19 protein-coding genes are annotated in these 20,460 nt (G+C 63.6%); 2 read left to right on the top strand and 17 right to left on the bottom strand.

Going from position 1 to position 20,460, the window contains the following annotated elements:
- Positions 1-12: 12 nt before the first annotated feature.
- Both ACQR1W_RS24905 and ACQR1W_RS24900 read right to left on the bottom strand, forming a co-directional pair.
- Positions 13-1,563 (bottom strand): ABC transporter substrate-binding protein, encoded by a 1,551-nt coding sequence (locus ACQR1W_RS24905; RefSeq protein ID WP_434853269.1) that lies wholly within the window; start codon positions 1,561-1,563, stop codon positions 13-15.
- A complete protein-coding gene (locus tag ACQR1W_RS24900; protein ID WP_434853268.1) occupies positions 1,551-2,885 on the bottom strand; it encodes a M20 family metallopeptidase in 1,335 nt (444 codons plus the stop codon). The genes ACQR1W_RS24905 and ACQR1W_RS24900 overlap by 13 nt, the downstream gene beginning before the upstream one ends.
- Positions 2,886-2,960: 75 nt before the next feature.
- On the opposite strand from ACQR1W_RS24900, the gene ACQR1W_RS24895 reads away from it, so the two are divergent.
- The gene (locus tag ACQR1W_RS24895; RefSeq protein ID WP_434853267.1) at positions 2,961-3,722 is read left to right on the top strand and encodes a GntR family transcriptional regulator; all 762 of its coding nucleotides are present in this window, start codon (positions 2,961-2,963) and stop codon (positions 3,720-3,722) included.
- A gap of 21 nt (positions 3,723-3,743) precedes the next feature.
- Here the strand turns inward: ACQR1W_RS24895 and ACQR1W_RS24890 are convergent, their stop codons facing one another.
- The 15 genes from ACQR1W_RS24890 to ACQR1W_RS24820 all read right to left on the bottom strand — a co-directional run bounded on the left by ACQR1W_RS24890 (position 3,744) and on the right by ACQR1W_RS24820 (position 19,413).
- On the bottom strand, positions 3,744-4,919 hold the full coding sequence (locus ACQR1W_RS24890; RefSeq protein WP_434853266.1) for a Gfo/Idh/MocA family protein: 1,176 nt from the start codon (positions 4,917-4,919) through the stop codon (positions 3,744-3,746).
- A 14-nt stretch (positions 4,920-4,933) separates the two neighbouring features.
- Positions 4,934-5,989 carry a sugar phosphate isomerase/epimerase family protein gene (locus tag ACQR1W_RS24885; protein WP_434853265.1) on the bottom strand — a complete coding sequence of 352 codons (1,056 nt, stop codon included), beginning with the start codon at positions 5,987-5,989 and terminating at the stop codon, positions 4,934-4,936.
- 363 nt (positions 5,990-6,352) lie between these two features.
- Complete coding sequence (locus tag ACQR1W_RS24880) at positions 6,353-7,228, bottom strand: ABC transporter permease (RefSeq protein ID WP_008966782.1); 876 nt, start codon at positions 7,226-7,228, stop codon at positions 6,353-6,355.
- Positions 7,225-8,010, bottom strand: a complete 786-nt coding sequence (locus ACQR1W_RS24875) for an ABC transporter ATP-binding protein (RefSeq protein WP_434853264.1) — start codon at positions 8,008-8,010, stop codon at positions 7,225-7,227. Before ACQR1W_RS24875 ends, ACQR1W_RS24880 begins: the two co-directional genes overlap by 4 nt.
- 44 nt (positions 8,011-8,054) lie before the next feature.
- A complete protein-coding gene (locus ACQR1W_RS24870; protein WP_434853263.1) occupies positions 8,055-9,104 on the bottom strand; it encodes an ABC transporter substrate-binding protein in 1,050 nt (349 codons plus the stop codon).
- Positions 9,104-10,243: a 3-isopropylmalate dehydrogenase gene (leuB, locus tag ACQR1W_RS24865; protein ID WP_434853262.1), complete on the bottom strand. Its 1,140-nt coding sequence runs from the start codon at positions 10,241-10,243 to the stop codon at positions 9,104-9,106. The genes ACQR1W_RS24870 and leuB overlap by 1 nt, the downstream gene beginning before the upstream one ends.
- Positions 10,240-10,875 (bottom strand): 3-isopropylmalate dehydratase small subunit, encoded by a 636-nt coding sequence (gene leuD / locus ACQR1W_RS24860; RefSeq protein ID WP_434853261.1) that lies wholly within the window; start codon positions 10,873-10,875, stop codon positions 10,240-10,242. Before leuD ends, leuB begins: the two co-directional genes overlap by 4 nt.
- The gene (leuC, locus tag ACQR1W_RS24855) at positions 10,876-12,285 is read right to left on the bottom strand and encodes a 3-isopropylmalate dehydratase large subunit (RefSeq protein ID WP_434853260.1); all 1,410 of its coding nucleotides are present in this window, start codon (positions 12,283-12,285) and stop codon (positions 10,876-10,878) included.
- A gap of 189 nt (positions 12,286-12,474) precedes the next feature.
- Positions 12,475-13,428: a LysR family transcriptional regulator gene (locus tag ACQR1W_RS24850; protein ID WP_008966776.1), complete on the bottom strand. Its 954-nt coding sequence runs from the start codon at positions 13,426-13,428 to the stop codon at positions 12,475-12,477.
- Positions 13,429-13,769: 341 nt separating this feature from the next.
- Positions 13,770-14,474, bottom strand: a complete 705-nt coding sequence (locus ACQR1W_RS24845) for an ABC transporter ATP-binding protein (protein WP_434853259.1) — start codon at positions 14,472-14,474, stop codon at positions 13,770-13,772.
- The gene (locus ACQR1W_RS24840) at positions 14,458-15,189 is read right to left on the bottom strand and encodes an ABC transporter ATP-binding protein (RefSeq protein ID WP_434853258.1); all 732 of its coding nucleotides are present in this window, start codon (positions 15,187-15,189) and stop codon (positions 14,458-14,460) included. Before ACQR1W_RS24840 ends, ACQR1W_RS24845 begins: the two co-directional genes overlap by 17 nt.
- Positions 15,186-16,190: a branched-chain amino acid ABC transporter permease gene (locus tag ACQR1W_RS24835; RefSeq protein WP_434853257.1), complete on the bottom strand. Its 1,005-nt coding sequence runs from the start codon at positions 16,188-16,190 to the stop codon at positions 15,186-15,188. The genes ACQR1W_RS24840 and ACQR1W_RS24835 overlap by 4 nt, the downstream gene beginning before the upstream one ends.
- Positions 16,190-17,068: a branched-chain amino acid ABC transporter permease gene (locus tag ACQR1W_RS24830; protein WP_434853256.1), complete on the bottom strand. Its 879-nt coding sequence runs from the start codon at positions 17,066-17,068 to the stop codon at positions 16,190-16,192. Before ACQR1W_RS24830 ends, ACQR1W_RS24835 begins: the two co-directional genes overlap by 1 nt.
- A 192-nt stretch (positions 17,069-17,260) precedes the next feature.
- On the bottom strand, positions 17,261-18,505 hold the full coding sequence (locus tag ACQR1W_RS24825; protein ID WP_434853255.1) for an ABC transporter substrate-binding protein: 1,245 nt from the start codon (positions 18,503-18,505) through the stop codon (positions 17,261-17,263).
- A gap of 89 nt (positions 18,506-18,594) precedes the next feature.
- A complete protein-coding gene (locus ACQR1W_RS24820; protein ID WP_434853254.1) occupies positions 18,595-19,413 on the bottom strand; it encodes a putative hydro-lyase in 819 nt (272 codons plus the stop codon).
- 114 nt (positions 19,414-19,527) lie between these two features.
- On the opposite strand from ACQR1W_RS24820, the gene ACQR1W_RS24815 reads away from it, so the two are divergent.
- Complete coding sequence (locus ACQR1W_RS24815; protein WP_434853253.1) at positions 19,528-20,457, top strand: LysR family transcriptional regulator; 930 nt, start codon at positions 19,528-19,530, stop codon at positions 20,455-20,457.
- The last annotated feature ends 3 nt before the right edge of the window (positions 20,458-20,460 follow it).

Below are 20,460 nucleotides of genomic sequence, written 5' to 3'. Positions count from 1 at the left end.
CCGTCCTCGCGCTCAGGCGCGCTTCGGCGCGCCTGCGCCGAACGAGACCCTGTCGAGCAGATAAACCGACCCGCGCGGGTGCAGCACGTAGCCCTCGACATAGGCACGCCGCGCCGCCAGGATGTCGAAGAACACAGGGATGACCGACGGCACCTCCTCGTTCATGATCGTCTGAGCCCGATCATAGAGCGCGGCGCGATTGGCTTCGGCGGTCTCGGCCCGCGCCGCGTTGACGACCTCGTCAAAGCGCGGGTTGTTCCAGCGCGTTTCGTTCCAGGCGGCGTCCGAGGTGTAGAGCAGCTTGAAGATCGCGTCTGCTGTCGGCTGCATGTTGTAGAAGCCGACGTAGAAGTTGCCCTTTTTCCAGACCTGATCGAGATAGGTCGCGTGCGGCATGGTCTGCACGTTGATGCGGAATCCCGCAGGCGCCGCCATCTCGCGGATCGCAACCCCGAGCTGCGTCCGTGTCTCCGGCTTGTCCGAGGCAACCAGCGTGAGGTCGAGGCCGTTCGCATAGCCGGCATCAGCCAGGAGCTTCTTCGCTTTGGCGATGTCCGGCTTCTTCAGCGGAATGTCTTTGTAGAAATGATAGGCCGGGCTCAACGGCGTGTCGTTGCCAGGCGTGCCGTAACCGCCCGCGACGAAGCCAGCCATCGCCTCGCGATCGATGGTCAGCGCCAGCGCCTGGCGGACGCGGACATCGTTGAACGGCTTCTGGTCGCAGCCCATGTTGACGTTGAGGAATTGGCCGGACGGCGTACGCAGCGCCTTGACACCGGCCGCCTTCGCCAGGCGCTCATATTCGCCCGGTGTCGTCGACAGCATCAGATCGATATCCCCGGAGACGAGTGCGGAGGCCTCGGCGGTGCGGTCGGGATAGACCAGCACTTCGACGCGATCGAGATGAGGCCGCGCGGGATCGTAATAGGCGGGATTGCGCTCGACGACGATCTTGCGGTCGGGTTCGTAGGACGCGAGCTTGAAGGGCCCGGTGCCATTCGGCTTGGTCGCGAGGCTGCCGAGATCGCCCGCGGTGGTCTTCGCCGACACGATACGGGCGTTGGTGTAGGCGAGCGCGACGGGCAGGTCGGCGAAAGCGCTCGACAGCGAGAACTTGACCGTCAGCGGATCGACCGCGGTAATCTCCTTGATCGGACCGACATTGGTGCGGGCCGGCGACGCCGTCTTGGCATCCAGGATCGCCTTGAAGGTCGCAACCACATCGTCGGCCGAAAGCGCGCTGCCGTCATGGAATGTCACACTGGGCCGCAGCTTGAAGGTCCAGTCCAGGAGGCCCGCATCAGCCTCCCAGGACAGCGCGAGATCCGGCTCGACCGTCATGTCCGGCTTCAGCCGGGTCAGATTCGAATAGAGCAGTTCGGTGATCAGATATTCCGGATTCACCCGCGCCAGGAGCGGATGGATCACGGCCGCCCCCTGATCAACGGAGATGCGCAGCACGCCGCCGCGCGTGGGTGCCTCGGCAGCGCGAGAGATTTTCGGCAGACCGGTCAGCGCGAGCGCGGTTCCGGCCAGGACATGACGGCGGCTCAGGGACGGCATGCGGGGTGGTCCTCACTGATATCAGCAGCTTCGGGACAGAGATCGCGACGGAATTCGACGGACAGATAGGCCAGCACCGATTTCGCCAGCGCGACAATGTCAGACAGCGTAGTGGATTCGCCGGGCGCATGAATGCGGCTTTCGGGGCGACCGAGCCCGGTCAACAGCACCTCCTGCATGCCGGTCCGCTGCACCCAGCCGAAGTCAGAACAGCCCGACGCGCCCCATGTGGCGAAATCCTCAGCCGCATAGCCGAAGCCTGCGGAGAGCGCGCGCTGCCAGCGCGGCGAGTGCGGGCCGGTCGGATCGGCCGTCGGCATCAGATGGCCGGTGAGGATTACTTCGACATCGAGGCCGCGGGATGCCTTCGCGACGACCGCCTCGATCTCGGCGCGTGCCGCTGCAAAATCCTCTTCCGGCGCATAACGCCGGCACAGCAGGATCTCGAACAACGACGGAATCTGCCCCCCACATTGGCCGCCATGCGCCGCGGAGATATCGAGCTGCGCCGTCAACGGTCCGGTCGCTTGCGGCGGCGGCGGCAGTCCTGACGCGCGCCGCGCGATCGAGGGCTTCAGCTCCGCAAGCGCGTTGAGGATGGGCAGAGCCGCCTCGATTGCATTGGCACCTTCGCTGCGCTGCTCGCCGGCATGCGCAGCCTTGCCGTGCACGCGCACCAGCAAAGTGAACAGTCCGAAGCAGCCGGCCCAGATTCGCGGCGCGGCGCTGCCGTTGAAGTTGAGGATGTGACCATCGAGACGGCCCTGCTCCGCCAAGTAGCGCACGCCCGGATAGAGCCCCGCCTCCTCGTCGGTGCACAACAGCAGCATCGGATCATAGGCCAGCGGCAGTGCCGTCGCGTCGGCCGCACGCAGCGCCAGCAGAACCGCGGCGATCGTCCCCTTCATATCGGCAGCGCCGAGGCCGATCAGGCGATCGCCCTCGCGCGTCAGGCGGAACGGATCGGTGGCCCAGCCCGGCGCAGCCGGCACGGTGTCGACATGGAAATAAAGCCCCAGGACCGGTTTTCCGGAGCGACGGCGCGCGATGAGATTGGTCCGCGCGCCATGAACCGACACGCCCGGCGTACGCCATAGATGCTCGGGGACCACAACACGTTCGCACTCCAGGCCGAGCGGCGCGATCAGCTCCTGCATCAGGTCGGCGAAGGCATCGTACCCGCTGCCAGGCGGAAACGACGTATCGACCGCCACCATGCGCGCGAGGTCATAGACCGCCATCGCGGCGGAATGATCGAGGACGACAAAGGCATCGGCCAGAGTTGGCGGTGTCTGCCCCGTGCGGGATGCGGTTGAAACCATTGCGGCGCGCTCAAAACTATATTCTATATAGAAATAGAATTCTTGGCGTTGTCAATTCCAGGAAAGAGGCAAGCGTTGGTCAGCAAATCGGCAGAGGTGCCCGGTGTCGGTCCGGAGGGACTGCCCGTCCCCCTTTACGAGCACGTGAAGCGGCAGATCGCCGAGGCGATTCTGATCGGCGAGCTTGCGCCGGGAACGGTGCTGCCCGGCGAGATCGCGCTTGCCACCCAATATGGCGTCGCGGTCGGCACCATCCGGCGGGCGCTGGCCGATCTCACCGCCGGCGGCATGCTGATGCGCCGGCGCAAGACGGGCACAGTGGTGACCGGCCGCGCATCGCAGCATGGTCTGCGCTTCTTCTTCCAATATTTCCGGCTGCAGGGCGCGGACGGCAGCCTGCTCCAGTCCGAGGCCGAGGTTCTGTCAGTTGCGATCGAACCCGCGACCGCTGCGGAAGCTGCGCTGTTTGGCGTCCCCGACGCCGAACCTCTGCTTCGCCTGCATCGCGTGCGGCGCGTTGCCCGCGCGCCGATCCTGCATTCGCGCATCGTGCTTGTCGCCAGCCGCATCCCCGGCTTTCCACTCAAGCGCACCCAAGTGGCCGCCCTGCTCTACCGTCATCTCCTCGAGGCCTACGGCATCCGCATTTCGGCCGTGCGCGAGAAAGTCGCGGCTGAGCTTGCAAATAACGAGGATTGCCGCCTGCTCAAGCTCACCTCGCCGAGCGCGGTTCTGGTCATCAACGAGGAAGCCTATGACCAGGCCGGCGCGCTTGCGATCTGCAGCCAGCATCGCGCAACCACGGCAAACCACCACTATTCGAACGAGATCCGCTAGTCGCCCTTCAGCAAGCCGCCATTACGTGATCCGAACCCAGGTCCCATTGCTCGCGGATGAGTTCACCGCAGCTTCGATGAATTTCACACCGGCGAGGCCATCCTCGATGGTTGGGAAAATGACCGCCGGATCCGGTGCCTTGCCGGCCTGTCTTGCGCGAATGGCGCGCGCTGCCTCGGCATAGATCGTTGCAAAACCTTCGAGATAACCCTCGGGGTGCCCCGATGGCACGCGGGTGACGCGGGCGGCGTCGCCCAGCGCGCCGGCACCGCCGCGGGTCAGGAGTTGCTTGGGCTGTCCATACGGCGTGAACCAGAGATAGTTCGGATTCTCTTGTGCCCATTCGAGGCCGCCCTTGGTGCCATAGACGCGCAGCGTCAGGCCGTTTTCATTGCCGACTGCGACCTGGCTTGCCCAAAGCATGCCTTTGGCACCTCCTTTCCATTTGAGGAGGATCTGGACATCGTCATCGAGACGCCGGCCGCCGACGAAGGTGGAGAGTTGGGCGAGCAGCTCGTCAAGCTCGAGTCCCGTGACGAAGCAGGCGAGATTGTAGGCGTGGGTGCCGATGTCGCCGATGCAACCGCCAGCGCCGGAACGGCTCGGGTCCGTGCGCCACGCGGCCTGCTTATGGCCGCTTGCCTCCAATCGCTCGGTCAGCCAATCCTGCAAATATTCGGCCCGAACGAGCCGGATCTCGCCGAGATCCCCGTTTGCGATCATGGCGCGGGCCTGTCGTACCATGGGATAGCCGGTGTAGTTGTGGGTTACGACGAAGACCTTGCCCGCCGTCTTGACCAACTCCATCAGCTCCTCGGCCTCGGCGACGGTCGTCGTGAGCGGTTTGTCGCAGATGACGTGGATGCCGGCTTCAAGGAACGCCTTGGCAACCGGCCCGTGCATGTGGTTGGGGGTCACGATCGACACCGCCTCGATGCCGTCCGCCCGTGCGGCCTCGGCCTTGGCCATCTCTTCGAACGAGCCATAGGCACGGTCGTCGGCAATACCGAGCTCCTTCGCCGAGGCTTTGGCCCGGACCGGATCCGACGCCAACGCACCGGCGATAAGTTCGAACTGATCGTCGATCCGCGCGGCCATGCGGTGGACGGCGCCGATGAAAGCCCCCTGGCCGCCGCCGACCATGCCCAGCCGGATACGGCGCTGACCTGCGCCCTCGCTGCCTGCCTCAATGACCATGGCTTATTCCTCGCTCAGGAGAGACCGAGCATCTTGCGGTTCATCCGCTCGTCGGTGCCGGAGCCCGCAAAATCATCGAAGGACTTCTCGGTCACCCGAATGATGTGCCTTCTTATGAATTCCGCGCCCTCGCGCGCGCCTTGCTCAGGGTGCTTCAGTGCACATTCCCATTCCAGCACCGCCCAGCTGCCGTAATCGTACTGAGTGAGTTTGGAGAAGATTGCAGCAAAATCGATCTGCCCATCGCCCAGGGAGCGGAAGCGGCCGGCGCGGTCAACCCAGCTCTGGAACCCGCCATAAACACCCTGGCGGCCCGTCGGGTTGAACTCGGCGTCCTTGACGTGGAAGGCTTTGATGCGCTCATGGTAGATGTCAATGTAGTCGAGGTAGTCGAGCTGCTGCAGCACGAAGTGCGAGGGGTCATAGAGCAGGTTCGCTCGCTTGTGGTTCTTCACCCGCTCGAGAAACATCTCATATGAGACGCCGTCGTGAAGGTCCTCGCCGGGGTGGATCTCATAGGCGAGATCAACGCCGTGCTCGTCAGCATAGTCGAGGATCGGCTGCCAGCGCCTGGCAAGCTCGTCGAAGGCGGCCTCGATGAGGCCGGCTGGACGCTGCGGCCAGGGATAGACATAGGGCCAGGCCAATGCGCCGGAGAACGTCGCGTGCGCCGTGAGCCCGAGGCGGCGTGACGCCCGAATTGCGCGCTTGACCTGATCAACGGCCCATTCGGTGCGTGCCTGGGGATTGCCGCGCACCTCCGGCACGGCGAAGCCGTCGAACGCAGCGTCATAGGCCGGATGAACGGCGACGAGCTGGCCCTGGAGATGGGTTGAAAGTTCGGTGATGGACAGGCCGTGTTCGGCCGCGATCCCCTTTACCTCGTCAGCATAATCCTGGGACTCCGAAGCCTTGTTGAGGTCGAAGACCCGCCCATCCCAGCTCGGAATCTGAATTCCCTCATAACCTAGCGAAGCGGCCCATCTGCAGATCGCGTCCAAGGAGTTGAACGGCGCCGTGTCCGCGGTGAACTGAGCGAGGAATATCGCCGGTCCCTTGATCATTTTCATCTCGTGCTTCCTTCTCCCTAGATAGTCCAGCAGCACGCCCCGCCGATCTTGATATTTCACCAAAACCAGATGCCGGCATCAAGTCCACGCCCGGCCCATTTTCATCCCGCCTAACGTCAGTCACCTCGCTTCACGCACTCTTTCCCGGATATGACCAGGATAGCTGGTTGATATTCATCGCAATCGTCAGGCTCGCCAGCTCTTGGCGCTGGTGTCCACGCCTGCTGTGGTTCCGCGGTTCCGGAGCGAGTTACGTCGTCGGCCACGCACCTATGCCGCGTGCTGGGCTAGCTCAAGCCCGCAATGATGTCGTTTTACGAACCTGACATTTGGTCGACCGCTGAGGCGGTATCCACCGTCCATTTACTCCACAAAATTGTGCTGCTGCCAGCGCAGCAGATAGGCCTGCAATCGCCAGATCACCGCGGATAGCGCAACGCCGACCAGCATCAGCACGATGACGGCGACCATCATTCCCGATGCCTCCGCCCGCGCTTCGGATTCGATGATCAGACGCCCGATTCCCCGTTCCGCACCGATGAACTCGCCAACGATCACTCCAATCAGGGCGAAGGAAATCGCAGGTGTCAGCGACGCGAAGACCCAAGCCATGGTCGAGGGAATGACCACCGTGCGAGTGATCTGCCACTCGCTGGCGCCGAGCAGCCGGGCCGCGTTGACAAAACCCTCATCGATCGAGCGCGCCCCTTCGAACGTATTGAAGAAGACGAGAAAGACGACCACGATCCACGACGTTACGACCTTCGAGGTATCGCCAATGCCGAAAGCCAGGACGATGATTGGCGCGAGCGCGATGCGGGGAATCGAATTCACTGCCGTAATGAAGGGCTGGAAAATCGCGCTCAGCCGGTCCGAGCGGCCCAGCACGAGGCCTGCGGCAAAGCCGCTGCTGACGCCGGTGAGGAAACCGAAGAACGTGTTCTTCAGGGTGACGGCGGTCGCAATCCAGAGATTGTTTTCCGATCGCGCCATGCAGCGGCCGAATTCGCCATTGAACCAACCGTTGAACACGCCGAGCTTGGACTTGAGGCAGCTCAGGATCAGGAAATGCTCGAAGATCTCGGACGGCTTGGACACGAAATAGGGGTCGAGCAGATCCGGCACCAGCCAGGGCAGACGGCCGTGTAGATCGTACCCCCATTGCCAGATCGACAATAGGCTGACGCAGATCAACGCCTGCCAGGCCAGGGTTCTGCCGGGGCGACGCGCTCGTCTCATCGGCTGCGGCTCTTCATGAATTCTTCGCCGAGCGAGTGCCAGATGAACTGGAACAGCTCGGCATAACGCGGCGTCTCCCGGATCTTCACGGCATTACGCGGGCGGGCGAAATCCACCTCGAAGCTTTCCTTGATCCGGCCGGGCCGCGCGGAAAACAGGATGATGCGGTCTGCCAGCGTCAGGGCCTCGCCGAGATCATGGGTCACGAACAGCACGGTCTGCTGCTCGCGTTCCCAAATACGAAGCAGCACATCGTGCATCTCGATCTTGGTGTGGGTGTCGAGCGCGCCGAACGGCTCGTCCATCAGCAGAACCTGCGGTTCAACGACCAGCGTTCGCATCAAGGCGGCGCGCTGGCGCATGCCGCCCGACAAGGCCGAGGGATAGGCATTGCCGAAATCCTGCAGCCCGGCTTGCTTCAGACAAGCACTGACACGCTCCTTTCGCTCTGCCGCCGGGACCCCCATTAATTGCAGGCCGTAGCCGATGTTCTCGGCGACGGTACGCCACGGAAACAGGGTATCGCGCTGGAACACATAACCGACGTTCGGAGTCGCCTGTCCGGGAACGACGGGCGTCCCGTCAATCAGGATTCGACCGCTGGTCGGCTTGACCAGCGTCGCGATCATGTTGAGGACGGTGCTCTTGCCCGAGCCGGAGGGCCCCAGCAAGGCGACGAATTCGCCGCGCCGCACACTGAAGGACACGTCGCGTACCGCCTCGATGGCTGTGCCCGCCAACTGGAACGTCTTGCACAAGCCGCTCACGTCGATGCGCTGCATCTCGGGCGATGCAACGGACCGCGCCTCATGCATGAGTTGCACCGTCAAGCCGGATAGGCCTTGCGTGCCGCTTCGATGAAGCTGTTATTGACGACGTCGGTCATGGCAATCGGCTTGATGCCGGTCATTTCACGAAACCAGACCTTCTGGCCGCGCGCAAAGCTGGCCTCGTCGATGAGGCCGTCATAGTCGGTAACCTTCTTCATGATCGCGATGTCGAAAATGTTCGCATCGCGCGACGTGCTCCCGACGTAGGGCTCGATCGCATCATAGATCTCTTCCGGAGAGTGCCCCTTGATCCACTGGGTAGCGCGCCACAACGCCGTGACGAAGGCCTGCATCTTCTGCGGGTCCTTGTCGATGGTCGCCTGCAGGGTGAAGTGGGACGTGACCGGAACCTTGCCACCGATGTACTTGGCCCAGACCGTCTCGTCCGTTCCATCGAACAACAGCGCGCCCCAGCCCTGCTCGATCGAATCCTTCAGGATCGATGGCGAGTTGATCAAGACGTCGACCTGTTTCGTTTTCAGTGTGCCCATCATGGTGTCGACATTGCCGGTGCCGATCCAGGTCACCTTGTCGTCCAGGCCCATGGTTTCCATGTAATAGGAGGCCCAGACGTGATTGGTGCCGCCCAGCGACGACACCGAAACGATCGGCTTTCGTCCGTCGGGCCGTTTCCAGTTCGCCAGCGCCTCGAGGGTGGTAATGCCCTGATCAAAAAGATCCTTGCGGATGATGAATATCGCGGCGTTGCTGCGGGTATCGACCGGCATCAGAACCCGCGCGCTGCGGCCGTGATTGCTGAGCTGCATCGGGTGGGTGATATCGCCGATACCGATATCGCCCTGGGACGAGGCGATGATCTCGCGCGTCTTCACCCCGCTGCCGCCCTGGATCAGCTTGCAATCGAGACCGGCCTCCTTGAAGAACCCCGCCCGGTCGGCGACGAATTGAGACTGATAGATCGGAATGGCCACCGGATAGATCACGCGGCCGGACGAGGCATCCGCCCACGCCTGTCTCGCCGCCATGGAGGCACCGGCGCCAGCGACAATCGTCAACGCGGCCCGTCTGGTGACCCGAGTTTTCATTATGCGTGCTCCCTCTCCTTGCCGACCACCTTGTCCAGCGCGTTCAGCACCGCATCGCCCATCTCCTGGGTCGAAAGTCTTTTTGCGCCGGGTTCGGCGATATCGCCCGTTCTCGCGCCGGCAGCCAGCGCCGTATCCACGGCCTTCTCCAATAGCCCGGCATCATCGGGCCGATTGAGGGTTAAGCGCAACATCATTGCGACGCTGAGGATCGAGCCGAGCGGATTGGCGATGCCCTTGCCCGCAATGTCAGGCGCGCTACCGTGGACCGGTTCATACAGCGCCTTGCGGCGGCCCAGCCGGTCCGGCGGCCCGAGCGAGACTGACGGCAGCATGCCGAGCGAGCCCGACGCCATCGCGGCGCAATCTGAGAGAATGTCTCCGAAGATGTTGCAGGTCACCATGACGTCGAATTGCGACGGCGCCCGCACGATCTGCATGGCGGCGTTGTCGACATAGAGGTGTGTCAGCTCCACGTCGGAGAATTCGGCTTCATGCAGCGCCGTGACCTCCTCGCGCCACAGCACGCTGGTTTCCAGTACATTGGCTTTGTCGACCGAGCAGACCCGGCCCTTGCGCGTCCGCGCCAGTTCGAACGCGGTTCGCGCCACCCGGCGGATCTGGCTGGTGGTGTATTGCTGGGTGTTGAAGCCGCGGCGTTGGCCGTCGGGCAGCGTTTCGATGCCGCGCGGCTCGCCGAAATAGATGCCGCTGGTGAGTTCGCGAATAATGATAAAGTCGACGCCTTTCAGCACTTCAGCCTTGAGCGGCGCGGCGTCGGCGAGCGCCGGATTGGCGACGATAGGCCGGAGATTGGCATAGAGATCGTACTTGCTGCGCAGCGACAGCAGGCTGCCCGCCTTGCGCGCTGCTGGAGGAACCTCTGTGGTTTCCGGGCCACCCGTCGCTCCCCAGAGAATCGCGTCGGCCTCCTCCATCGCCTCGGCAGTGTCATCCGGCAGCACCTTGCCTGTCGCCAGATAGGGGATGAGGCCATATTGCGCTTCGCGCAGCGCCATCGGAATGCCACGTCGTGCCGAAAACCATTTCAGAATGCGATGGGACTGGTCGGTCACCTCCGGACCGATGCCTTCGCCGCCCACCACCGCCACCTTGATCATGTTCGAGAGCGTGTTCATTCCGATTGTCCTGCAAAGTGAACCCACGGCCGCGCGGCACGGTCGGATGCCTGAAAGGCGCGGATCTCGTGCTCCCGCCGCAACGTCAGCGAAATCTCGTCGAGGCCTTCGAGCAATCCCGCACGCCGGCGCGGATCGATCTCGAAGACGTGCCTTACGCCCGATGGCGAGGTGACCGTCTGCTCATGCAGATCGACACTGAGACGTCCCGCGCCCTGGCTCGCTTCGATCTCCGCGGCGAGGCCGTCGATGGTCGCTTTGTCCAGCACCACCGGCAGGATGCCGTTCTGGAAGCAGTTGGCAAAGAAGATATCGCCGAAGCCGGATCCAATGATGGCGCGGACACCCATTTCCTGCAGCGCCCACACCGCCGCCTCCCGCGACGAGCCGCAGCCGAAATTGGGCCCGGTCACCAGGATTTCGGCGGCGCGATAAGGCTCGCGATTGAGGATGAACTCCGGATTGTCCGAACCGTCAGGCAGGTAGCGGAGCGATCCGAACGCCCATTTGCCGAGACTGCCGCGGACGGAATTTCCGATCATGCGGTTGATGCTGATGATAACGTCGGTATCGACATTGGTGCGCATGATCGGCGCGGCAATTGCGGTCAGTTTGGTGAAAGGCTGCGCCATCTAGCGCTCCATCGTTCGGACGTCGGCGATGGCGCCCGATACCGCCGCCGCCACGGCCATGGCCGGGCTCGCCAGATGGGTGCGGGCACGCGGCCCTTGCCGGCCGATGAAATTCCGGTTCGACGTCGACACCGAACGCTGGCCCGGCGGCACGGTTTCGCCGTTTGCGGCAAGGCACATCGAGCATCCCGGCTCGCGCCATTCGAATCCTGCGTCGGTAAAGATCTTGTCGAGCCCCTCGGCCATCGCATCGCGCCTGACGGTCTCAGAACCCGGCACGACCCAGGCCCGCACACCCGGGGCAACCTTGCGGCCACGCGCGATCTCGGCCGCGGCGCGCAGATCGCTAAGGCGGCTGTTGGTGCAGGAACCGATGAAGACCCAATCCACCGGCGTGCCGGCGATCGGCGCGCCCGGCTCAAGGCCCATATAGTCGAGCGCGATCTCGACCGCGTTGCGGCGCGCCGGATCAGCAATGTCTGCGGGATCCGGGATGCGGCTGTCGACACCAAGGACATGTTCCGGACTGGTGCCCCAGGTGATCTGGGGGATGATCGCTGCGACATCGATCGATACCTCGCGGTCGAATACCGCGTCGCCGTCGCTCTGAAGCATCCGCCACGCCGCAACGGCGCGCTCCCACATGTCGCCTTGCGGCGCATAGGGCCGGCCTCGGATATAATCAAAGGTCGCGTCGTCCGGCGCGATCAATCCCATCTTGGCGCCGAGCTCGACCGACAGATTGCAGATCGTGAGCCGTCCTTCGATCGGCATGTCCCGGATCGCACTGCCGGCATATTCGACGGCATAACCGGTGCCGCCGGCGGTCCCGACATGGCCGATCAAGGCCAGGATGAGATCCTTCGCCGTTACACCGAACGGCAGCCGGCCGTCGAACGTCACGCGCATGGTCTTGGGCCGGCGTTGGATGATGGTCTGGGTCGCCAGCACGTGCGCGAGCTCGCTCGAGCCGATGCCGAAGGCCAGCGCGCCGAGGCCGCCGTGCGTGCAGGTATGGCTGTCGCCGCAGACGATCAGGCAGCCGGGCAGACTAAGACCGAGCTCCGGCCCGATCACATGGACGATGCCCTGCCCCGGCTGGTCGATGTCGAACAGCCGAATGCCGCTGGCAGATGTCTCGGTCCGCAGCGCCGCCAGCAGCTCCTGCCCGGTCTTGATCGTGCCGGCACGCCCGGACGCCGTCGAAATCGCATGATCAGGTGTCGCGAAGGTCAGTTCGGGATTGTGGACGGGAATGTTGCGGCTTTTGAGGTCGATCAGGCCGCGGGAGCCGCCGAGGTCGTGCAGCAAATGGCGATCCACGTGAAGCAGATCGGTATCATCGCTGACCTGCGCGATGACATGCTGGTCCCAGATTTTGGCCAGCAGCGTGCGGCCACGCGTGTCCACGATCCGTCCTCCCCCTGTTCGGCATCTGACGTGCCGTTCGCTTGCGCCGCAGCGGACGCAATGCCGGTCGATCGTTCCGACCAATAGCCATATTGGGACGCAGGATAGAGGTCCGTTCCGGAAATGTGCAGTGACGGTTGGGTAGCCAGCCATCGCGCCCGGCGATGGCAGGCCGCCGCTTGAGCCTTGTCAGCTCCTGCCTGGCACGACCGTCAGCCGGTCGGAAACGCTGCTCGTGAAGGGACGCGCATCATCCTTGGCTCGCAAATGCTTCACCAGCAACTTCGTCACCGAAGGCAGCGACTTGTAATCGCGCACGCCCATCAACAGTTCGCGTCGCGCCCAGGACTCCTCGAGCGGGACGGTGACGAGGCTGTCGACGCCGTACCGGCCGCGTACGATCTCGAGCGGCACGATACCGACCCCCATCCTCGCGTCGATGACGCGAAACAGCGCATCGAAACTGCTGACGCGGATTCTTACTTTGAGGTGCTGCCCGAGAGCCGCGGCTGCTCTGACACAGAGCGTCTCGATCGAGCTGCCCTTCTCCAGGCTGACGAAGTCAAAATCGACCAGCTCGCGGAAGTGAACGCTGCTGCGGCCCGCCAGCGGGTGGTCGCGCGTGACCAGCGCGACCAGGCTGTCACAGCGATAGGGCAGCAACTCCAGATCCTGTCCGTCGATGTTGCCCCCGAAAATACCGATATCGGCCCGGTTCTCCACCACCGCGCGCACGATCGCGGGGCTGAGATCCTCCTCGAGGTCGATGCGGACCAGCGGGTGCCGCTCGAGGAAGACGCTAAGCTCGTCTGCCAGGGCTTCGAGGATCGCTGACTTGTTGGCGCAGATCCGGATCAACCCGCGCTTGCCCTGCCGGTATCCCGTCAATTCGGTCTCGAGCTTGCTCAGGTTTCCCAGGATGATGCGGGCGTGCTCCAGCAGGGCAAAACCGGCTGCTGTCGGCTCGATCCCCTTCGAATGGCGATGCAGCAATTCCACCTTGAACAGGTCCTCGATATCCGAGATGCGGCGGCTGACTGCGGACGCGGCGATATTCTTCTTTTCTGCCGCTTTCGCGATACTCTGCTCCTCGACGATCGCCACGAACAATTGCAGCGTCAAAAGATCGATTTTAGCCGTCATCGATCGTATCCTCGACCGTTTCCTCACGACTAGTCACTATAGCGCTTTTTCAATCGCAGCGAACTTCCTGTGCCCCTGCCAAATTCCGGTCTCCACTGAAAGCCCGGAAGACGCCAAGCCCCTTCCATTCCAATTGCGGATCAGTCTATGTCCGCACCTACCTCCATCTGATAGTAAAGGTCGGCCCCATCAGCTTGTTGCGCGCGCGTTCGTCGCTTCGCTCCTCGTGATGACAGCGCGTAGGATGGGTTGAGCGCAGCGAAACCCATCACCAGAGGTGATCATATCGATGGGACCATGATGGGTATCGCTTCGCTCAACCCATCCTACAGAGCTGCGATTTACAGTCCCAGATATGCCCTGCGCACGTCCGGATTGACCGCGATCTCGGCGGCCTTGCCGTTCATCAGTACGCGGCCGGTCTGCAGGATGTAGGCACGGTCGGCGATCTCCAGGCACTCGGCCATGCGCTGCTCGACGATCAGGACCGTCATGCCGGCGTCGCGGATGCGCTTGACCGCCTGGAAGATCTCGTCGACCAGCTTCGGCATGATGCCCTGCGACGGCTCGTCCAGCATCAGCAGCCGAGGCCGCGTCATCAGCGCGCGGCCGATGGCGAGCATCTGCTGCTCGCCGCCGGACAGCGTCTCGGCGCGCTGCTCCAGCCGCTCCGACAACCTCGGAAACAGCTTGAACACGAACTCCAGCGGCTCCTCGCGGTTGCTCTCGCTGCGATAGAGATAGCTGCCGAGCCGCAGATTGTCGCGCACTGAGAGCCGCGGAAACAGCCGGCGGTTCTCCGGCACATAGGCGATGCCCCGGGAGGTGATCAAATGCTGCGCCAGGCCGTCGATGCGGCTGCCATCGAAGGTGACACTGCCGGCGCGCGGCCGCTCGGCGCCCGCGATCGACTTCAGCAGCGTCGATTTGCCCGCGCCATTGGCGCCGGCGACGCAGACGATCTCGCCCTTCTCGACGTCGATCGAGACGTTCGAAATCGCGACCAGCCCCTGATAGGCTGTCGTGACGTCACGCACCGACAGCATGGCGGTCCCCAAGATAAGCAGTGATGACTTTCGGATCGCTGACCACGTCGGCCGGCTTGCCTTCGAGCAGCACCTTGCCGAGATCGAGCACGATGGCGCGATCGACCAGCGGCATCACGATCTCCATGACGTGCTCGACCATCAGCACGGTGACACCGGTATCACGCACGCGCCGCACGAGGTCGACGCCCTTCTGCGATTCGACCGGCGTGAGGCCGGTGAGCACCTCGTCCAGCAGCAACAGCTTCGGCTCGGTCGCCAGCGCACGCGCGACTTCGAGCCGGCGCTTCTCCGACGGCACGAGATCGCTCGCGAGCACGTCGGCCCTGGCGTCGAGACCGCAGAACGCCAGCACCTCATGGGCCTTGCGCCGCGCGTCGCGCATCACGGTGGTTCGTACGAGCGCGCCGACGATGACGTTCTCGATAACGGTCATGCTCTCGAAGCTCTTTACCACCTGGAAGGTGCGGCCGATGCCACGCTGGCAGCGCTCGGCTGCCGGCAACGCCGTGACATCCTCGCCGTCGAACACGATCGTGCCTTCGGTCGGGCGGAACGCGCCGGCGATCAGGTTGAACAGGGTCGACTTGCCGGCGCCGTTCGGGCCAATCAGGCCGACGATCTCGCCGCGCTGCACCGAGATCGAGACGTTGGAGTTGGCGACAAGGCCGGCGAAGCGCTGGGTGACGTTGCGGGTCTCGAGCAGGATTCTCATGACGCCACGGCCTCCCGGACCGGCTTGGCATCGGCCTTGGGCTTGCGGGCAAACAGGCTGACCAGGCCTTGCGGCCGCGCCAGCGAGATCGCGATGATCAGCGCGCCATAGACGATCAGGTCGACGCCGCGCCCGGAGCCGCCGATATAGGAGCGCGTCAATTCGGTGAGCGGAATCAGGATCACCGCGCCGAGCGCCGGGCCCCACAACGTGCCGATGCCGCCGAGCACAGCGGGCAGCGCCATCAGCAGCGAGAACTGGAAGCCCATCACGCTCTCAGGATCGATATAGGAGACGAACTGGGCGTAGAATCCGCCGCCGACCGCGACCAGGAACGCCGAGACCGCGGCGGCGCCCATCTTGGAGTTGAACACGACCACGCCGAGGCTTTCGGCTGCGTCGGGATTATCCTTCACCGCGCGCCACCAATAGCCCCATTTGGAATCCTCCAACCACCAGGTGACGAACCAGGCGATGCAGGCGAGCACCAGCGCGAAGTAGAAGTAAGGCAGCTTGGAGCGGGCGAACTGGAACGTCAGCCAGCTGTCGCGCTTCATCGGAATGGTGATGCCGAGCGCAGCCCCGGCCCAGTCCCAGTTCTGGAACAAGAGCAGCGTGATCTCGGCGATCACGATAGTGGCGATGACGAAATAATGGCCGCGCAGCCGGAAGCAGGGATAGCCGAGCAGCATCGCCACCAGGGCGGATATCAGCCCGCCCGCGAGCATGCCGAACCAGGGCAGCACGCCGAACTTGGTGTAGAGCAGCGCGGTGGTGTACGCGCCGAGTCCGAAATAGAGCGCATGCCCGAGCGAGATCTGGCCGCAATAGCCGGACAGGATGTTCCAGCTCTGCGACAGCGCCGCGTACAGCAGGGTCAGCACCATGATGTTCTGATAGTAGACGTCCTTGACGACCAGCGGCACCAGCGCGGCCAGCCCTGCAAGGCAGGCTGCAATGATCAGGTCGCGGCGACGGCGTTGAGCGAAAGCCTGGTCCATCAGATCGATCCGAACAGGCCGCGTGGCCGGATGAAGACGACGAGCAGATAGACGGCATAGATGCCGACGGTCTTCAACGAGGCCGGCAGGATCAGAGTGGTCACCGCTTCGACCAGGCCGACGATGATGCCGCCCGCAAAGGCGCCGAACACGCTGCCAAAGCCGCCGAGCGCCACCGTGACATAGGCGATGGTCGCAAATGACGCGCCGACATCGGGGAAGACGTAGAAGAAGATTGCCATCACGGCACCCGCAAGCCCGACCAGCGCCGCACCGAGGCCCCAGCCGAGCGCGAACACCTTGTTCTTGTCGATCCCGACCAGCGCCACTGCGCCGGCATCCTCACGGGTCGCTTCAAGCGCCCGGCCGAAATCGGTGCGATTGATGAAGAAGTAGAGCCCGGCAAAGGCTGCGATCGCGATCAGCGCGCCGACCAGTTGCGGCTCCGGCAGATAGATGCCGCCGACTGAGATCGTCTTCCCGCCGAGCCACGAATGCGTGACGCTGCGGTAATCGGGCGTGAAGAAATATTGCGCCAGACCGCGCATCAGCACCGCAAGGCCAAAGGTGGAGAAGATCTGCACCATGCCGGTATTGGCCTTGGCCCTGACCGCAAATCTCACGACGAGCAAGTAGACCACCGCCCCGAAGATGAAGAGCGCGGCGGCGACCAGCGGCGCAGCGAGCAGCGGATCCAGCGCGAAATAGGCGAACAGGAAGAAGGTCGCATACATCGCGATCATCAGGAATTCGCCGTGGGCGAAGTTCACCACGTCCATCAGCCCGAAGATGAGCGCCAGCCCCACGGCGATCAGGCCGTAGAGCAGGCCCATCAACAGGCCGGAGGCGAGACTTTGAATGATGGTCTCGGCTGTCACAGATCTTGCTCCACTCTCGATGTGACACGGGAGGTCGTCCTGGCGAAAGCCAGGACCCCTAACCACGACTGTTTTACCTGGCAGGACGACAGCCACTCATCGTCCAACCACGGCCTCGAAGTATGGGTCCCGGGTCGGCGCTGCCACGCGCTGGCGCGCGTCGCAGCTTGCCCGGGACGACGCCGGAAATAACTACTTCATCGGCCAGATGGCTTGGGCCACTGCCGCCTGCTCCGGGAAGATGGTGACGAACTTGCCGCCGACATATTGCAGCAGCACCGGGTCGGCGTCGTTGTTCTGGCCGCTCTCGTCGAACTTCACCCGCTTCCACGGCATGATGGTCTGCTCGCCCGGCATGTCGGTGGCGACCAGCGCGTCGCGGATCTTCTCGCCGTCAGTCGACTTGGCGCGGTTGATGGCATCCGCCATCACGATCAGGCCCATGAACTGGCGCGACGAGAAGTCGTTGAGGTCCTTGCCCGACTTCGCCTTGAACATGTCGTTGATCTTGCCGACCATCGGCCGCTTGGCCGCGAGGTCGAGCGAGAACGAGCCGCGCGAGATCACGCCTTCGAGCTTGTCGCCGACGGCGTCATAGAGCGCTTTCTCGGAGAAGCCCGCATCCTGGGCCACGATCGCATTCGGCTTGTAGCCGAGCTCGGCCATGGTCTTGACCAGCAGGATGCCGTCGGTGGTGTAGCTCGACGGCATCAGCACGTCGGCATTGGCGGCCTTGAGCTGCTGCACCTCGGCCGAGAGCGACGGCGAGTTGGCGCGATATTTGATGTCGGCCACCACCTTGTAGCCTCGCTCATTGGCGAGCTTGAGCTGCGAGTTGCCGGAATCGGTGCCGAAGATGGTGTCCTCGTGGAACAGCGCCAGGGTCTCGATCTTGGTGCCCTTTTTCTTCATCGCATCGAAGAAGTCGAACATCGCCTTCGAGAACATCTCGTCATGCGGCGCCGCGCGGAAATAATACTTCAAGCCGCGGCGATGCAGGCTCGGCGAGGAATTGTCGGCCGAGATATAGGGGATCTGGTAGCGCTCGCAGGTCTGGCTCGCGGTGACCGCGACCGCGCTCTGATAGGAGCCGATGACGGCGCAGACGTTCTCTTGCGTGATCAGGCGCTCGGTCTCGGCGCGGCCCTTCTGCGGGTCGGCCTGGTGGTCGGCGAAGATGAGCTTGACCTTGGCACCGCCAAGGCCCGGCAGGCCCTCGGTGCGTGCCAGCGGCAGATCATAGTCATACTTGTTGTTGATGATCTCGGCCGCAGTCTCGAAGGCGCGCTGCGCGTCGACGCCGATCTGGGCGCTGGCGCCCGAGAACGGATAGATGACCCCGATCTTCACCTCGGAGGCTTGCGCGCGGGCCGCAATCGGCCCGAGCGCGGCAGCGGCAGTAGCTCCCAGCAAGACATTTCGGCGCGTGATGGACATTGCAAGTTCCTCTGATCAAACGGCTGGATCGATGAAACGATTGATGGCCTCGGTAAAGCCTCAAGAAGCGGCAAAGGCTGCTCATTATTTCAGAGCACGGCAAGGTCCTTGTTCTTGAGATCGGTGATCAACATCAACCCCGGCGCGTGCGTGATCGCAAACGGCAACCTCGCCGCTGCTATCACCGCCTGTGGCGTGACGCCGCAGGCCCAGAACACCGGGATCTCGTCATCTGCCACCGGCACGGGATCACCGTAGTCCGGCTTGCTGATATCGGCGATGCCAATGAGATGCGGATGGCCGAGATGCACCGGCGCGCCATGCACGGCCGGGAAGCGCGTGGTGATCTGCACCGCGCGGATCGCCTGCGCCGGCTTGAAGGGTCGCATCGACACCACCATTGGTCCGGCGAACGGACCCGCCGGGCTGCAGGCAATGTTGGTGCGGTACATCGGCACACGGCAGCCCTGCTCGATATGGCGGATCGGCAGGCCGTCGGCCATCAGCGCCTCTTCGAACGAGAACGAGCAGCCGAGCACGAAGGCCACGAGATCGTCGCGCCAATGCGCGCGAATGTCGGTCGGCTCCTCCACCGCTTCGCCGTCGCGCCAGACGCGGTAGCGCGGCACGTCGGTGCGGATGTCGAGATCGGCGCCGAGCGCAGGAATGAGCGGATTGCCGACATCGGACATGCCGACGATCGGGCACGGCTTGGGATTGAGCTGGCAGAACCGATGGAAGGCGCCGGCATATTGCTCCGGCAGAATCGCCAGATTGCCCTGCACGAAGCCATTGGCCACGCCGGCGGTGCTGCCGCCCTTCCCTGTGCGATAATCCAGCCGCGCCTGATGGCTCGGCAAGATCGCTACCTCATTACCAGCATGCTGCACTGCCGCTGAAACAGTCATTTGAGCTGTTTGCCTATTATCTCGACAAACGTACTGAACCCCAGCCATGCTATAAAGTCTAATCTTCGTTTTTAATCGGAATCGATAAATCCGATTGATCTGACGCGAGCAACGATGCTGGATTTCCGTTCGATCGAGACTTTTCTCTGGGTGGTGAAGCTCGGCAGCTTCCGCGGCGCCGCCCAGCGCCTCAACACCACCCAGCCCGCCATCTCCCAGCGCATCGCCCAGCTCGAGCGCGAGCTCGGCGTCAAGCTGTTGAACCGCGATCATCGCGCCGCCTCGCCGACGCCGAGCGGACGGCAGATGCTGGTCTATGCGGAAAAGCTGATGGGCTTGCGCACGCAGATGCTGACCGAGGTCGGCGACCGCTCGGCGATGCGCGGCGTGCTTCGGCTGGGTGTCGCCGAGACCATCGTGCACGACTGGCTGCCGCGGCTGATCAAGCGCGTCAATGACAGCTATCCGAACCTGTCGCTGGAGATCGAGGTCGACGTCACGCCGAACCTGCATGCGCGGCTGCTCGCCCAGGAGATCGAGCTCGCCTTCGCGCTCGGCCCGCCCTCGGCGCCGGGCATCCGCAACCGCGTGCTGTGCGACTACCCGGTCAGCTTCCTGGCAAGCCCTACGCTTGGTCTCGGCGACGCGCCGCTCACGGTCGAGCAGATCGCAAGATTTCCGATCATCACCTTTCCGCGCAAGACCCAGCCCTACGAAAACGTGCGCTCGCTGTTCAACCGCCCAGACCTGCCGCCGATCCGGCTGCACGCCAGCGCCTCGCTGGCGACCGTGATCCATATGGCGATCGAGGGGCTCGGCGTTGCCGTCATTCCGGCCGCCATCGTCGCGCGCGAGCTCGCCGACGGACGCCTGCAGGAGCTTGAGACCGACATGCGGATTTCGCCGCTCACCTTCACGGCGAGCTGGCTCGCCTCGCCCGAGATGATCGCGATCGAGCGCGTCGCCGAGCTTGCAGCCCAGACGGCACAGACCAGCAGCCACGCGCCAGCGCCGGTTGACGCGGAATTGGTCGCAAGCCATTGAGAT

The sequence above is a fragment of the Bradyrhizobium sp. HKCCYLS1011 genome (genome assembly GCF_051167795.1).
Lineage (GTDB): Bacteria > Pseudomonadota > Alphaproteobacteria > Rhizobiales > Xanthobacteraceae > Bradyrhizobium.
This window is presented reverse-complemented; position numbering and strand designations above follow the sequence as displayed.

Coding starts and splice junctions, on each gene's coding strand:
- ACQR1W_RS24880 (WP_008966782.1), bottom strand. CDS start 7,228: ATGAGACGAGCGCGTCGCCCCGGCAGAACCCTGGCCTGGCAGGCGTTG.
- leuD (WP_434853261.1), bottom strand. CDS start 10,875: ATGGCGCAGCCTTTCACCAAACTGACCGCAATTGCCGCGCCGATCATG.
- ACQR1W_RS24835 (WP_434853257.1), bottom strand. CDS start 16,190: ATGGACCAGGCTTTCGCTCAACGCCGTCGCCGCGACCTGATCATTGCA.
- ACQR1W_RS24870 (WP_434853263.1), bottom strand. CDS start 9,104: ATGAAAACTCGGGTCACCAGACGGGCCGCGTTGACGATTGTCGCTGGC.
- ACQR1W_RS24900 (WP_434853268.1), bottom strand. CDS start 2,885: ATGGTTTCAACCGCATCCCGCACGGGGCAGACACCGCCAACTCTGGCC.
- ACQR1W_RS24820 (WP_434853254.1), bottom strand. CDS start 19,413: ATGACTGTTTCAGCGGCAGTGCAGCATGCTGGTAATGAGGTAGCGATC.
- ACQR1W_RS24905 (WP_434853269.1), bottom strand. CDS start 1,563: ATGCCGTCCCTGAGCCGCCGTCATGTCCTGGCCGGAACCGCGCTCGCG.
- ACQR1W_RS24885 (WP_434853265.1), bottom strand. CDS start 5,989: ATGAAAATGATCAAGGGACCGGCGATATTCCTCGCTCAGTTCACCGCG.
- ACQR1W_RS24815 (WP_434853253.1), top strand. CDS start 19,528: ATGCTGGATTTCCGTTCGATCGAGACTTTTCTCTGGGTGGTGAAGCTC.
- ACQR1W_RS24875 (WP_434853264.1), bottom strand. CDS start 8,010: ATGCAGCGCATCGACGTGAGCGGCTTGTGCAAGACGTTCCAGTTGGCG.
- ACQR1W_RS24890 (WP_434853266.1), bottom strand. CDS start 4,919: ATGGTCATTGAGGCAGGCAGCGAGGGCGCAGGTCAGCGCCGTATCCGG.
- ACQR1W_RS24850 (WP_008966776.1), bottom strand. CDS start 13,428: ATGACGGCTAAAATCGATCTTTTGACGCTGCAATTGTTCGTGGCGATC.
- ACQR1W_RS24825 (WP_434853255.1), bottom strand. CDS start 18,505: ATGTCCATCACGCGCCGAAATGTCTTGCTGGGAGCTACTGCCGCTGCC.
- leuB (WP_434853262.1), bottom strand. CDS start 10,243: ATGAACACGCTCTCGAACATGATCAAGGTGGCGGTGGTGGGCGGCGAA.
- ACQR1W_RS24845 (WP_434853259.1), bottom strand. CDS start 14,474: ATGCTGTCGGTGCGTGACGTCACGACAGCCTATCAGGGGCTGGTCGCG.
- ACQR1W_RS24840 (WP_434853258.1), bottom strand. CDS start 15,189: ATGAGAATCCTGCTCGAGACCCGCAACGTCACCCAGCGCTTCGCCGGC.